General features: G+C 40.1%; 14 protein-coding genes. 6 read left to right on the forward strand and 8 right to left on the reverse strand.

The genetic code is table 11. The annotated features are described in order from the left end of the window. Positions 1 to 236 precede the first annotated feature (236 nt). The 5 genes from AB4298_RS03485 to AB4298_RS03505 form a co-directional block, all read right to left on the reverse strand. Positions 237 to 917 carry an alpha/beta hydrolase gene (locus tag AB4298_RS03485; protein ID WP_248998452.1) on the reverse strand — a complete coding sequence of 227 codons (681 nt, stop codon included), beginning with the start codon at positions 915 to 917 and terminating at the stop codon, positions 237 to 239. 1075 nt (positions 918 to 1992) lie between these two features. Beyond that, positions 1993 to 2211, reverse strand: coding sequence for a DUF3389 family protein (locus tag AB4298_RS03490; protein ID WP_248998451.1), 219 nt, complete (start codon positions 2209 to 2211; stop codon positions 1993 to 1995). A 95-nt stretch (positions 2212 to 2306) separates the two neighbouring features. Further along, positions 2307 to 2789, reverse strand: a complete 483-nt coding sequence (locus tag AB4298_RS03495) for an FKBP-type peptidyl-prolyl cis-trans isomerase (RefSeq protein ID WP_248998450.1) — start codon at positions 2787 to 2789, stop codon at positions 2307 to 2309. Between the two features lie 149 nt (positions 2790 to 2938). Continuing rightward, the gene (locus AB4298_RS03500; protein WP_248998449.1) at positions 2939 to 3802 is read right to left on the reverse strand and encodes a helix-turn-helix transcriptional regulator; all 864 of its coding nucleotides are present in this window, start codon (positions 3800 to 3802) and stop codon (positions 2939 to 2941) included. 189 nt (positions 3803 to 3991) lie between these two features. Beyond that, complete coding sequence (locus AB4298_RS03505) at positions 3992 to 5179, reverse strand: lytic murein transglycosylase (RefSeq protein WP_248998448.1); 1188 nt, start codon at positions 5177 to 5179, stop codon at positions 3992 to 3994. A gap of 375 nt (positions 5180 to 5554) precedes the next feature. Between AB4298_RS03505 and AB4298_RS03510 the strand changes: the two genes are divergently transcribed. Both AB4298_RS03510 and AB4298_RS03515 read left to right on the forward strand, forming a co-directional pair. Beyond that, positions 5555 to 5914: a DUF2750 domain-containing protein gene (locus AB4298_RS03510; RefSeq protein ID WP_371985754.1), complete on the forward strand. Its 360-nt coding sequence runs from the start codon at positions 5555 to 5557 to the stop codon at positions 5912 to 5914. Between the two features lie 150 nt (positions 5915 to 6064). Then, positions 6065 to 6709: a hypothetical protein gene (locus AB4298_RS03515; protein WP_371985755.1), complete on the forward strand. Its 645-nt coding sequence runs from the start codon at positions 6065 to 6067 to the stop codon at positions 6707 to 6709. A gap of 33 nt (positions 6710 to 6742) precedes the next feature. Here AB4298_RS03515 and AB4298_RS03520 read toward each other — a convergent pair whose 3' ends face one another. Then, on the reverse strand, positions 6743 to 7687 hold the full coding sequence (locus tag AB4298_RS03520) for a chemotaxis protein CheV (protein WP_371985756.1): 945 nt from the start codon (positions 7685 to 7687) through the stop codon (positions 6743 to 6745). A gap of 206 nt (positions 7688 to 7893) precedes the next feature. Between AB4298_RS03520 and AB4298_RS03525 the strand changes: the two genes are divergently transcribed. From AB4298_RS03525 to AB4298_RS03535, 3 genes are all read left to right on the forward strand, one after another. Continuing rightward, positions 7894 to 8445, forward strand: coding sequence for an LON peptidase substrate-binding domain-containing protein (locus AB4298_RS03525; RefSeq protein WP_248998444.1), 552 nt, complete (start codon positions 7894 to 7896; stop codon positions 8443 to 8445). A gap of 169 nt (positions 8446 to 8614) precedes the next feature. Further along, positions 8615 to 9259, forward strand: a complete 645-nt coding sequence (locus tag AB4298_RS03530; RefSeq protein WP_371985757.1) for a sigma-70 family RNA polymerase sigma factor — start codon at positions 8615 to 8617, stop codon at positions 9257 to 9259. Further along, complete coding sequence (locus tag AB4298_RS03535) at positions 9252 to 9914, forward strand: ChrR family anti-sigma-E factor (RefSeq protein ID WP_371985758.1); 663 nt, start codon at positions 9252 to 9254, stop codon at positions 9912 to 9914. Before AB4298_RS03530 ends, AB4298_RS03535 begins: the two co-directional genes overlap by 8 nt. 96 nt (positions 9915 to 10010) lie before the next feature. On the opposite strand, the gene AB4298_RS03540 is transcribed toward AB4298_RS03535, so the two are convergent. Next, entirely contained in the window at positions 10011 to 11615 is a 1605-nt protein-coding gene (locus tag AB4298_RS03540; RefSeq protein ID WP_371985759.1) for a mechanosensitive ion channel family protein, read from the reverse strand. Positions 11616 to 12132: 517 nt separating this feature from the next. On the opposite strand from AB4298_RS03540, the gene AB4298_RS03545 reads away from it, so the two are divergent. Then, positions 12133 to 12306, forward strand: a complete 174-nt coding sequence (locus AB4298_RS03545; protein WP_220781468.1) for a hypothetical protein — start codon at positions 12133 to 12135, stop codon at positions 12304 to 12306. 224 nt (positions 12307 to 12530) lie between these two features. Here AB4298_RS03545 and AB4298_RS03550 read toward each other — a convergent pair whose 3' ends face one another. After that, complete coding sequence (locus AB4298_RS03550) at positions 12531 to 13451, reverse strand: pyridoxal-phosphate dependent enzyme (protein ID WP_371985760.1); 921 nt, start codon at positions 13449 to 13451, stop codon at positions 12531 to 12533. Positions 13452 to 13748 lie beyond the last annotated feature (297 nt).

A 13748-nucleotide genomic window follows, 5' to 3' on the forward strand; every position in this document is an offset into this window, starting at 1 on the left:
AAACGACTCTTTTATATACAATTTATGCCATTCGGTGTCTTTATAAACAAACAATAATTAATAATGCTTATTTTTAAATCACTATATAAGCAAGTTGGGTTCAAAGGGGAATAATTAAAGTTGCGGAAAAACAATAAGCTGGCTAACAGTGCTTTTTACGGGAGATTGTTTCAATAACAGAACGAGGCGACAAGATTTATATCGCCCTTAAAATACAAAAATATGACCAAATTAATTTATTTAACGTGATCAAGCACTGTTTGTAACCAAGTTGAAATATCGCGAAGCTGTTCAGGAACAACTGAATGACCCATCTTATATTCTTGCCACTGACAATTAAAACCTACAGTGCTAAGTAATTGGTGGGCAACTTGGCCAGCATTTAGCGGAACGACCTCATCATCGACACCGTGGTGCTGTAAAATAGGCGTGGTTTGATTTACATCAGTAATCGCATCAGGCAAAGAGTCGCCGCTTGGTAAATAACAAGACAAAGCCATAATTCCAGCTAATTTTTTTTGTAACCTCAATGCCGTAAACAAACTCATGACCCCACCTTGGCTAAACCCTGCTAAGACGATGTTTTCACTTGGTATACCGCTAGAAATCTGCTCCGCTATCAACCTAAGAATTTGTTGCTCGCTTTGTTTTACGCCAGCCATATCAGCCCGATCGTGTAGATCCATGCTTTTAATGTCATACCACGCTCGCATTACGTAGCCGCCGTTAATTGTAACCGGTTGCTCTTGAGCATGAGGGAAAACAAAACGAATTGCATGATCGGCCTGTAATCCTAATGCAGGTACAACTGGCGCAAAGCCAGCACCAGAATCTCCCAATCCGTGCAACCAAATTACACAGGCTTTAGCAGGTACTTTAGGTTCAATAGTTATACGTTCAAGCATAGAGTCAGACATGTATTTCTCTTGTTATTTAGATATTTTTTGATAGAACGATCATACCAGTCGTTTGCTAGTTATCCCACTGGCCAGTGTAAGTAAATCTCGATAGTCTGTGTTCATCCTGTTATAAAAAATAGAATGAAATCCGCTGTTACTGTTTCCGTGATTGAACCACATATACTAACTAATGACGGGAGTTTGCAGGCTCAAAGCAAAGTACATTCGCTAGCCATATTGAGTGAGCGACTAGCGATCCAATAAATCAGGCAGATTATCTTTATCAAGTATATTGGATTGCAGATGCAAATTATAACGGTAGGGCTTCCGTTCCAGTACTTTGGGATAAACATACGGCGACAATTGTTAGCAACGAGCATTCAGAAATTATTCGTATGCTAAATAATGAGTTTAACTCTGTAACGACAAGTAAACACGACCTTTATCCTCCCCATTTGCAGCAGCAAATTGATGAGTTAAATGAGTTTATATACTCCAATATCAATAATGGCGTTTATCGGGCGGGATTTGCAACTACATAAGCCGCGTATCATGATGCGTATGATAGTCTTTTTGATGTGTTAGATAAGTTTGAAAGCTGCGCAATATTTAACAAGCAATAAGCTTACCAAGGCAGATCTAAGATTATTTACCACATTGATTCGATTTGATGCTGTGTCCGTTGAGCGTTTTAAAACAGATAAAAACGCATTATCAATTACCCAAACCTTTATCGTTACATAAAGGCATCTATCAACTACCAGGTGTGGCAGCTACGGTTAATTTTGAACATATTAAGCAGCACAATTACTTTAGCCATGACACGATTAAGCCCACACGCATCGTTCCTAAAGGAACAAATCTTAAGGATTCTATTAGTTAGACTCCCTAAGTGATGTATTTTTATCTCTATTATTGTACAAGTGAACCTCCTAGCTATAGATATTCGAAATGCATCCATTTAGACAGGAGATCGTTTATAACGCACATAAATATTCTACACTTACTGAGTGCAACCAGCGTTTAAGGTAGAATTTAACTTGCTAAAATTGTCCCCGAACAACTTTATCAAAATCATCTTTCCGCTTACGCTCTACCCAATACCTAGCTCTTGTTTGATCTCTTGCAGTTGTTCGCTTGTATCTAGTTTTATATTCCAGCGAACGGCGCCTGCATCTGCCACTAACATCAACGCATCATCATGACACTTCACATCATCAACCATGGCATATAACTGGCATCCATTATCAAGGCGCACCTGAACTTCAAAAGGTGTAAGAATAATTTTGCCTGCAGAAAACGCGATAATCATGCTTTATAGACTCTTAATTAACACAAAATCAGCTAAAAATTAAAAAGCCCAACATCGTTGGGCTTAATCAACAGTATATAAATACTGAATAAAACTTAGTGGTGGTGACCACCTTTACCGTGTGCGTGGCCGTGAGCAATCTCTTCACTGGTGGCGTCGCGGACATCGATAACGTCTAAATCAAAAGTTAACTCTCTGCCAGCTAACGGATGGTTTACATCAACCGTTGCCATAAATTTACCCACTTTAAGGATGGTTACTTGGCGTTGACCTTGATCGGTATTAATTAACGCACGCATGCCAGGCTTCCACACACTTGCACCTTGCAGATGTTTTACAGAAACACGCTGTTCAGCATCTTCATTTCGTTCACCGTAAGTTTCACTTGCAGGTAAAGTTACTGAAAACTTAGCGCCGACATCTTTACCCGTTAAAGCATCTTCAACCCCTGGCATCATGTTGTCATGGCCATGTAAGTAAGCAATTGGGTCTAACCCTTCGTTAGTTTCTAAAACTTCGCCCTGCTCATCACGCAATGTGTAGTTGAACTGCACAACTGAATCGTCTTTAATACTCATGGCATTCCTTAACTCTAATTTAGTGGCAGCAGCTTACCAAAACCGACAGCTGCGCTCTACTGTTATTGCATTACCCAAACGTAAATGAGCAGGCGATAAACTCTAAAGTAATAAACTATAGGGCTTATAGCCACATAGAGTGTGTTTAGTTAGTATTTAGCGCCGGGGACAATAGACAAGTTTTCTATCAGCTTTAGTACCTGATGATTTGCTAATGCAAGCTGACAAACACCCGAACCTATTTGATGTTTAGCCGAACAATCCACACTCCATTGGCGCAACAGATAACCGGCCAATGCAGCTCGGCAAGTTAACACAAGCTGCTTATCTTGCATTTGATAATCTAATTCAATAGCTTCTGGATGCTTTAGCGATGGGTGTGGCACCAGAATAAGCTGAACATCTTGATGCCAAAACCTATCACTATCACAGCACTCCGATGCTTCTACAACTGTTGGACTTAGCGAGATAGACTTAATTCGAGTCGCAACAAAATCGCTAAAAATACTATTAGCGCGATCAAATGCTCGCACATGCCAACGCTGACCATTATTAATCAAAGCGTGAGGAATTACTTGGCGTAACTTCTCACCAGATGATACCGATACATATGTTATCTCAACCGCTTTTTTATCTTGGATAGCGCGCATTAACGCTGCAATAACCGCTGTGTCAGGGTGTATAAGTTGCAAAGCATCTATACAAACCTCACTGGGTTGTACAGGATGAGATAACCCATCACCAAAGCCTTTTGCTAGGCCGTGTAGAATTGATTCAGGTTGATGAGTAAATAATGGTTTAAATGAATTAAGACGATGATAGCTCTTAGTTTGATGGACTAATTGCATATTGTCTGGTGCAAGCGTTTTATATAGCTGAAAATCACGGGTAGCGGCTGCAAGACCTGTTGCAAACTTAGTGATCATATCTTGTCTTGATACTTGACCAAAATATTGCAAACTAAAATCAATAAACGCTAAACGTTGTCGCTGAGCGTGTGTTAAATCATCCATGTAAACCCCATAAACTTAATTCATTAACCCGATGCGGTTTCTAATTTAAGTGACCAATAAAAAAGATGCAATCTTTATGATTGCATCTTCTATGTCTTACCTAGTAGCCCAAATTTCAAGTGTCACTTAAATTTTGTTGACTAACCTACAGCGACAACCTTTGTATAAAAGCTTTGCATATAAGGTGAGTTATTTAACATTCAAAGCCTTAAATGTAGACTCATCAGGGTATCCGTCTGCAACTAAACCTTGTGATTTTTGGTACGCTTGCAAACCTTTAACAGACTTAGAGCCCAAAATACCATCTGGTTTACCGACATCATAACCACGATCATTCAATTGGATTTGTAACTCTTTAACTCTAGCGCGACTAAGGTTTGGCATTTTAGGTGGAGCCACTTTTAATGCCACCGCACCATTAATTCTGTCTGCAAGATGACCTACAGCTATGGCATAAAATGTAGAGCGATTCCAGCGCATAATTACATCAAAATTGTCATAACCTAGAAAAGCAGGGCCGGTATGGCCAGATGGTAAGTAAAGCGCTGCTTGCATATCTGGCGTACTCAACGGCAAACCACTAGTTTGCTTGATCCCAAGCTCAGCCCAACGTGTTAATGGTTGTGCTTCGGCCTTACCAAGATGCGTGTACGAAAAGTCAGCGGGTAGTGTCACTTCCCTACCCCATCGTTCATTGCGTTTCCATCCTAAGTTTTGCAAAAAGTGAGCAGCTGACGTCAATGCGTCTGTGGTGCTATTCCATAAATCAGCTTTTCCGTCGCCATCACCATCTACAGCATACTCGGCGTAAGCTGACGGCATAAACTGGGTATGCCCCATAGCACCAGCCCAAGAGCCAACCATATCTGTTTCGGCAAAATTGTAACGCTCTTTTAGCTTAAGAGCTTGCATCAACTCTTGGGTAAAATAGCGACTACGACGGGGATCACAAGCTAAAGTAGCCAAAGAGTCCAATACAGGCATTTTACCTTTATAAGAGCCAAAGTTAGTTTCAAGCCCCCAAAACGCAAGCAGATATTGCGGTGGCACGCCGTATTCTTTTGCAAGCTTATCTAGCAGAACTTTATGCTCTTTATAAAGCTTACGTCCCTGTTCAACTCGCCAGTCAGTAACGCGTTTAGTAAAATAATTTTCAAAAGACTGACTAAACTCTGGTTGTTTATTGTCGAGCTCTATCACTCTTGGCACAAATTTAACATTGGCAAGAGTGGTATCAATCGTTTGTTGTGATAAACCTTCAGACTTTGCCGTTTTTTGTAGGTCAGCGATACATGTGGCCCAATTAGGCTGTTCGTTCGCGAGTGTTGCTGAACTCGTTAGAAGAAGCGCTGTAGCCAGGGGGATTGATTTAAACAATAGAAGACTCCCAAAAATGATGACTGTAACGTATAAAGTGACGCGGTTTAATTAACTCTACCTTAAAGTTAGTTAACTTCCTTGGTTGAATAAACCACCAACGCCGGCGATGAGGCATGAATGCTAAAGCCTTTGTAAAATATCATACTATGATAGCTGCATAATATAGACTAAATTAACTTAATTATTACCGCTAAATGATGATTGTGTTTCAATTGGCTAATTAGCGACCTAAACCTATAATCCTTACTAACGATAGTGCTTTTGCCTCGGTAGATAAATACGCTAAATGACTTGCTAAAATGCTAAGCCAAATGCAGACTATTAGCCATTGAGTAAAGCCTCATTTATACCTAACCAAACAAGAGATTAATCATGACTGAAATGACTCCTGCATTAGAAAGCTTCATCAACAACGTAAAATTATCTCAAGTTGTTTGGGGCCTACAAGATGAAAGCGGCGAAGGCTGGGTAGTTTGTGATTCTTCTGAATATGAAGCCACGGACGTGATGCCTTTATGGTCTGAAGAAGCGCAAGCAAAAAGCCACTGCACTGACGAATGGGAAGGTTACACAGCGGTTGCAATTACCTTAGAAGAATTCCTAGAGTTCTGGGTTAGCGATCTAAATGACGATGGCGTATTGATTGGTGTTGACTGGATTGCCGACCAAGACTGTCAAGAAGTTGATCCTATCGTACTAGCAACTTCACTTGTAGACGTTGAAAAAGAGTAACCAATCTCATTCTTCTGTGATGAAGTAACAACCTTTACACCAAAGCGCACAATCTAACCCATTGTGCGTTTTCTTGTTTACACTCCTCGTGTTTTTGCTTGGTAGTAAACCATGCCCATTGCATCACAGGGCTAAAAAAGGAAACCATTTGTGCTAGATCTCGCACCATTAATCGATATCCCCTTTGATCGTAGACATTGTTGCTGGTTCTGTGGTGAGCCGAGTAACCAACAATTGAGCTATTTGAAAGAAACTTATACGCCTCACTCATCGTTAACTGTTCCCTGCTGTAAAGAGTGCTTTAAACTCGCTAAACAACATAAGCTCACATCAATTTGGGATTGTAAAATGGCAGTAAAGGACGAGTTGATGCGCATTTATGAAAAGCACTTAGCTATTGGGGTAAATTGGACCAAGCAAGAACTTGAAGAATCTGAGTTTGAAGACAAAGTTTTTGGCGGATTTAAAAAAAGTGCGTGGATGATGTACGAAATTGCGCGAGACCGAGTCAATTACAGCGGTTGGCCATTAAGCCTCAATGGAGTCCTGATTGACGACTATGGCTATGATGCATCCTTTAGCTTTGATGGTGTGAGTTATAGTTCGGTGAGCAAAGCCATTCAGTTCTATGCAAAACAATTCGTTTTAGATAAGCGTTTCTTAGAAGATGTCATCGCGATTGTAGGTAAAGATAGGTTCGGTTTTGCTGTACGTATTGCCCAGATTAATATTGCTGCCGTACCAGAACTTAAGAAACTGGTGTTAAATGATCTAAGAGAAGAGCACGCGAACTAATCAAACGTGCTATCACTGATAATCTCAGAATATCTAAACCGATAACGCTTGCTTAAGCCTCTCTTGTACAACTTCTACGAGTAAGTCTGGTTGGAATTTCGATATAAATCGATTACAGCCGACTTTCTCGACCATAGCATTATTGAAACTACCACTTAACGACGTATTTAAGGTAATAAACAAATCCGCCATACGTTTATCACTGCGCACTTCATGGGTTAGCTTATAACCATCCATTTCAGGCATCTCAGCATCCGTGATTAACATTAAAATATGATCAGTTATCACTTTACCTTCATTACACCACTGCTGTAGTTGCTTCAGCGCCATCAAACCATCAGATACCTCAATCACTTCTAAACCTAATTGTTCAAGTGTTTCACGTACCTGTCTTCTTGCTGTTGCCGAGTCATCAGCGATTAACACCTTTCGACCATACATATGTGGTAATAACTGCTCATCTAAAACACCATCAGACAAACGAATATCATAATGAATGATCTCCGCCAGTACTTTCTCAACGTCAATAATAGACACTAGTTCTTGTTTGTCTTGATATTCAATACGAGTAATTGCTGTTAAATAATTATCACGACCTACAGTCTTAGGTGGTGGCAGGATATCACCCCACGTTAGATTAACAATATGCTCGACTTTATCGACCAAAAAGCCCTGCACCGAGCGATTATATTCAGTCACAATAAGGTTACTTTCTGGGTGTATTACCGAAGCTCTAAAACCGATGGCTTTTCGTAGATCAATTACGGGTATCGATAAACCGCGAAGATTTGCCACGCCAATAATACTGCTATGACTGCCTGGCATAGTACTTAAAGGCGGAACCTTTACAACCTCTTTAACTTTAAAAACATTAATCGCAAAAAGCTGAGTTGCATTAATTCGAAACAACAATAACTCAAGCCGATTCTCACCAACTAACTTGGTCCTTTGATCGACACTTGCCAACATCTGAGTCATTAGCGCTCCTTAAAATTCTTTATATTTCCCTAAGACTATAACGATTTAACAATTTAATCATGTACCTATGCCACAAATTTAGTTTGAAGCCATCATTAAATGCCATGTTGTTGACAAACCAACTCATCAGTAAAAGGCATAAATAAACTGATCGCGTCGGTCTTGTTCAGCGTATCCATCACCAGTCCACTACCGAATGAAGTATTATGAAACTACCGCTTTTTCCACTGCAAATATGTATTCTGCCCGATGGCTTTATCAAGCTGAGGATCTTTGAGGCTAGATACCAAAGACTAGTGAAAGAGTCATTACAAAATGACTCAGGCTTTGGTGCTTGTATGTTAGCAGAAGACGGAAAAACACTGCTGCCCATGGGGACGCGATGTAAAATAGTTGACTTTGAAACCTTAGAAGACGGTTTATTAGGGGTAACAATCGTCGGAATAGAAAAGTTCGAATTAGGCACTTATATTATTGAAGAGGATGGCTTAAAAAGAGGTAACGTTACTTTAGTCCCTTGTTGGAAGTCTCAGCCTATCTCTGCAGCGCAACAGAAATTCACCACAATTTTGAAAGACCTATTAGCCGAATATCCAGAGCATCTAAGCCAATATACATTAGATGATTTTAACAACTTAACTTGGGTTTGCCAGCGATGGATCGAGATCTTACCTCTTACTCCAGCAGAGAAACAACACTGCATAGCAGCCAAAGACCATCAACTCGCGCTAACCATGCTGAGCAATGTTTTAAAGTAACGCCGTCAACAATACTTTATCGCAGCCTATCAACTGCATTCAGAACTCGCTATTTTAGTTGAACAAAACAAAATCACAATAAAAGTGATCCAAGGGTTTAAAAGCTACGTATCGATGTAACACGTTTCGGCACAGAACGGCTCCGCCTTCCATAACAAAAGTGGGAATAATGCAAAATATTCAATCACAATGTTGCCAAAGTGGTTATGATAAAGCTTACAACAGGCAAAATAAGCACTCTATGGATGACAATAAACCAGACACGTTGCTAACCGAGCTGACTGCGCATTTAGTTAATGTGGCTAATAACTGCGACAAGTCCGCATATGCTGAGCTTTTCAGCTATTTTGCGCCCAAAATTTTAAACTTTGGTAATCAAAAATTGGCTAGCCAAGGTCTGGCAATGGATCTAGTGCAGGAAACCATGACCACAGTTTGGACCAAAGCTCATTTGTTTGACGCAGACAAAGGTGCGATTACAACATGGGTGTTTACCATTATGCGTAATCGCTGTTTTGATATGCTACGCAAGGTCCAGCATAACAAAGAAGACACCTTTGGTGACGATATTTGGCCTGTATTCGAAACTCCCGAAGCAACTGAACACGAAGACCATATACTTACAGCCAAATTACTCAAGCATGTTGATGCCTTGCCACCGCTACAAAGGCAAGTAGTGAAAGGCATCTATTTACAAGAGTTAAGCCAGCAGGAACTTTCCAGCAAATTAAGCGTCCCGTTAGGTACTATAAAGTCGCGACTCAGATTAGGCCTCGTCAAACTGAGAAGTATTTTGGAGAAACACTATGATTAAATACCATCCAAAAGACGAAATGCTTTTGCAACACGTTAACGGACAACTTCATCTTGGTTTAGCTACTGCGGTTTCTGCTCATTGTGAACTTTGCCCGCTCTGTAATGAAAAAGTAGCGAAAATGACTGAAAAGCTCGCTCAAAAGAATTTACAACCTGAAGTCTCGGTGGCTGTTGACACGTTTGCTAATATTGACTTCAGCGATATGCTTAATCAAATCACCCAGTTAGAAGCTGCCCCCTTTAATCCACCAACTCCACGCGCCGTTGTTGAAGTAAAAGGTAATCAATACAGCTTACCAAAGGCATTTACTCAGCAAGTAGATCAATCCTGGAGTGGCTTCGGTAAAATCAGTCGTATGCGTTTGGATGCTGATGATGACAATGCTCGTTCTAGTTTGTTGCATATCGATGCTAATGGCGAGATCCCAGAACATACTCACACTGGACGAGAGATCACCCTACTATTAGATGGTAATTTTGAAGATGAATTTAGCCAGTATGTTCCTGGGGATTTCATTGAGCTCGATGCTGCACATCAACATTCACCAAAAACCCTAAATGGTTGTCTATGCTATACAGTAGTCGATGCGCCCCTGCACTTTACCAAAGGTATTAGTAAAATTCTCAACCCGATTGGTGAGTTGATATATTAAACTGCCAGCTACATTTGGCCTCACAAATCAAGCTCTGTTAAAAAAGGTCGCATTCGCGACCTTTTTATTTGTATATTCTTCCCTTTGCAATGCAAACTAACTTTGGGCTGCCGCTACCGCCACCACTGGTACAATGCGTGAGCCATGTTTACTCACTACATTCATAATTCCAAAGTGCAGCTCTTCAGATACCAATTGAAATTCTGCAAAGTCAGTTGTGCCAATATAAGCAAATACATTTAACTGCAAGCCATATAAGCCAAACCCTTTAAACGTTACCCGCAAAGGGCTTTCTTCTACTTTTTCATGTTGTTCTAATAAAGCTCGAATATCATCAATAATAAGATGTATTTGTTCAGCGCTCGTTTGATAATCCAAGCGAATATCCGTTTTCAGACGGATTTTTTCACGCTCTGAGATATTCTCAATATCCATTTCAGATAAGCGCGCGTTAGGCACATTAATGACACTGCGATCAATCGTTCTGATCCGAGTGCAACGCAAACCAATCTCTTCAACCGTACCAGTAATACTGCCAAACCTACCAACATTGCCTACTTTAATGGGGGCTGATGAATATAGAGTGATAGTCCCTATAAAGTTTTCAATAGACTGTTTCGATGCTAAAGCTACGGCTATACCGCCAATTCCAAGTCCAGCTAAAATAGTGGAGGCATCAAATCCTAAATGCTCTAACCAAATCAATACAGCAAGCGCAACTAAAATCACTCGGGTGAAATTTGCAAGAGGCCGTAACAATGATGCACTTTGGCTATTTCCTTTGCTAATCCAACGCAAACGCAAACTATTTTGAATGACATCTGTCAGTGACCAAATGAACCACACCACTGCGATTAACAGCAATACCCCCGTATTAACTACCGCTATCACATTAGCAGATAAGGTGGTATGCGCCATCCATGCTCTTACTAGCAATAATGCGACAAGAAAACGAAAAGGCCCGACAGCCAGATGTACTACATCGGCTTTATATTGATACTCGCTGCGCAATATCAGTTTTTTCGCAATCCAGGTAATAGGAATAACCACCAGCATTGCTAAAATAAAATAGCAACCAAGTAGAGCCCATTCCCATAGGTTTAATTTAAATAAGTGTCCTGCAGGCACATGCTTTACAAACCACTCAACGACCGGTCCATAACCCAGCTCGCTATATAATAAAGGGACTTTAGCAACGGTAGCATTTGACACCTTCCAGATAGAACCTAATTGTTTATTAGGCACCTTTTGTAACAACAGGGTAATGTGGTTACCTTTTACTTCAACCCGACCAAATGCATCACGGTAATTTGGCAGCTGATCGCCACTAGTCCCCTCAGGAGTATCATTAACCTCTTGTAAATTTACCCATATATTACGTTCAATGATAGCAATAAGCTGTTTTGCATATTCAGGACCAAGATCAGCATCCATATCGTCAGGCAGATAACGTAAGTCTAAATATTTTGCGGCTTTGTCATAGTTTTGCTCAAACGCAGCTTCAAACAAGCCTGCTAACGCACCTCTAGGCGTATCTCTAAAGAGACTATCTTGATAATCATAAGATGCCTCTTTAACAGCCAGTGTTTGCGGTTCAGTCTGCTGTGTTTCTTTTGTAGCTGACAACACACTAGAACTTGATGCAGGTAAAGAAAGCAGCAAAGCGCTGAATAGAATAAGTAGCGAGATAATTCGTAACATGAATACTCCATTAACAGGACTATAGCTTGCGCTGATCGCAAGTATTGTTCATTCTAGCAAGCTTTAACCTGATGTTAACACTTGATTAAAATAAAAAATTCACGTTGATTCCAAATAATCTCTTGACAATCTTTCCCTGCCGCATATAATTCGCGCAGTTTTTAAGATAGACCCTTTTAGATAGAAGTCACCGCCTTTTTGTAAAATCCACGATTCGTCGTTTGATCCCCACATAAGCGTTATCTCACAGGTTAAATCATCTTTTTTGGCAGTCATGTAACTGTCACAAGCATATGCTTTACTATTAAGCAGTTTGTATTGATATTTGTATTAATTTTGCGACAAAGCAGACATTTTTATACACATATTTAGATATAAGCCACTTGTATAAGTAGCCAAAGATGAGTAGTCTCAAATAGAACTTAAAATTCATCTTTCGCAAAAATGCTAAGGATATCTTATTGTTATAAAGCACAGCCTTATAAAGGGCAGCTTAAAATAGAAGGAGTGTGACCATATGTCATACCTAGTAAATGGACACGAAATTACCGTTAACTTCCCAGTAGACTCAATTTCAGTCAACAAAACATCAATAGCCTTTACCGACAGTCAAGGCAAAAACAAACAAACCTTTTCGAAGCGTATTGAAGCGCTTAACTTTATGAAATGGTTACTTTCTAGCAACAAGTAAGCTAATTATTTATATACGTAATATCTGACTCTTCGATACACCTCCTCTCACCCGTATCGAATGTTTGTCTTCATAGGCAAACGAATAGGACTGAAACATCTACTCAGCTATTTAGTCGCATTCATTTGGTTTAGGCCGTACCCTTAGTCGGTATCCAGCCTAACCAAATGGAATCAATATCAGTTTTAATATTCCTTTTAACAACATAAATTCCTGAACTGTCGTTAAAGCGCTCTATCATATTTTCGCTGATACCTAGGCAGCATAGTCGCGTTACCTAATAACCCACCTTGATGGATATAAAGCATTGGTTGCTCTAACCCACTATCCAGTAGCTTTTCAACACACATCCAACCTAATGGATCATAGAGTAACTCAAACTCAATCCCAGTCATCAAAAGCTTGTAATACATATTGTAAAAAGGACGATACAACTTACCAAAGTGATACTTTTTGTCGAGTTCAACAATATGCGGATGCATACTTGCATCGCTTACAAGCAGGTTAAACTGTTGCTTCAAATACTGACGGTCACCAACGCAAGCGCAGGTAAAAACTTGGATACCCGGTGCATGCTGTACAAAATATTCATTCAAAAACACCGCCGTTGTACCGGTACCTGAAGGCAAAAAAACTGACAACTGCAGCAAATTATGCGCTTGAGACCAAGTTATGATCTCTTGTGCTAAATGATGTACGCCATATCGCGCGTACTCACAGCGACCACCTTCTGGTACAAACAAACAATCGTCTCGCTCCGGTAGTACTTTTTGCTCAATATACTCAATAACACTGCGTTCTTGCCTGTCGGCCATTTTCGAAATATCAATGATATTTGCGCCATTGGCTACCGCCGCAGCATAGTTACCAACAGTAGAATTAATAACTTGTTCTGCTATATGGTCGACATAAAACTCAAGTTGTACACCTTTTAATTTTGCTAACGCAGACATAGAGTACAGTGAATTAGCCACGGGAGAGCCATGGCCAATCAAAACGGATTTACCTGGGAACTCATTTTCAAGAAAATAAGCAAATTTACGGGCTTTATTACCCGAAAAAGTCTCACTTAATAAATCATCACGTTTAACGAAAATATGCCTACCGTTAAACTCAATACTCTCAACAGGGGAATTTACAAACACAAGCTGCTCACTTAGCGCTGGATCAATGATCGCTTAAATAACTATTATTAGCGCTATTGTAATCACATCGAAGCGATATCGAAATCTCAAAGATGTGAGTCAACCGCCATAAGCACATATTTTATCACCGATTGACTTAAGCTTAGCCTGGCTCTCTGTGGCTCGAATAAATTAACTATGATTAAAGGATAATGAGTAATATCGCTAATAATTAGTAAAAAGTGCTAACTCATTTTTGACAGCACTCTATGAACCCCTTGAGTATCACGCGGTTCTACTTGGCACAAAAATCGCAAG

The organism is Shewanella sp. 10N.261.52.F9, from assembly GCF_041471165.1.
In the GTDB taxonomy this organism is placed as follows: Bacteria; Pseudomonadota; Gammaproteobacteria; order Enterobacterales; family Shewanellaceae; genus Shewanella; species Shewanella marinintestina.

Bases quoted from the DNA above. Each gene is read 5' to 3' on its own strand.
- AB4298_RS03540 (WP_371985759.1), bottom strand. From the start codon at position 11,615: ATGTTACGAATTATCTCGCTACTTATTCTATTCAGCGCTTTGCTGCTT.
- AB4298_RS03530 (WP_371985757.1), top strand. From the start codon at position 8,615: ATGCAAAATATTCAATCACAATGTTGCCAAAGTGGTTATGATAAAGCT.
- AB4298_RS03535 (WP_371985758.1), top strand. From the start codon at position 9,252: ATGATTAAATACCATCCAAAAGACGAAATGCTTTTGCAACACGTTAAC.
- AB4298_RS03490 (WP_248998451.1), bottom strand. From the start codon at position 2,211: ATGATTATCGCGTTTTCTGCAGGCAAAATTATTCTTACACCTTTTGAA.
- AB4298_RS03500 (WP_248998449.1), bottom strand. From the start codon at position 3,802: ATGGATGATTTAACACACGCTCAGCGACAACGTTTAGCGTTTATTGAT.
- AB4298_RS03525 (WP_248998444.1), top strand. From the start codon at position 7,894: ATGAAACTACCGCTTTTTCCACTGCAAATATGTATTCTGCCCGATGGC.
- AB4298_RS03495 (WP_248998450.1), bottom strand. From the start codon at position 2,789: ATGAGTATTAAAGACGATTCAGTTGTGCAGTTCAACTACACATTGCGT.
- AB4298_RS03545 (WP_220781468.1), top strand. From the start codon at position 12,133: ATGTCATACCTAGTAAATGGACACGAAATTACCGTTAACTTCCCAGTA.
- AB4298_RS03520 (WP_371985756.1), bottom strand. From the start codon at position 7,687: ATGACTCAGATGTTGGCAAGTGTCGATCAAAGGACCAAGTTAGTTGGT.
- AB4298_RS03485 (WP_248998452.1), bottom strand. From the start codon at position 917: ATGTCTGACTCTATGCTTGAACGTATAACTATTGAACCTAAAGTACCT.
- AB4298_RS03510 (WP_371985754.1), top strand. From the start codon at position 5,555: ATGACTGAAATGACTCCTGCATTAGAAAGCTTCATCAACAACGTAAAA.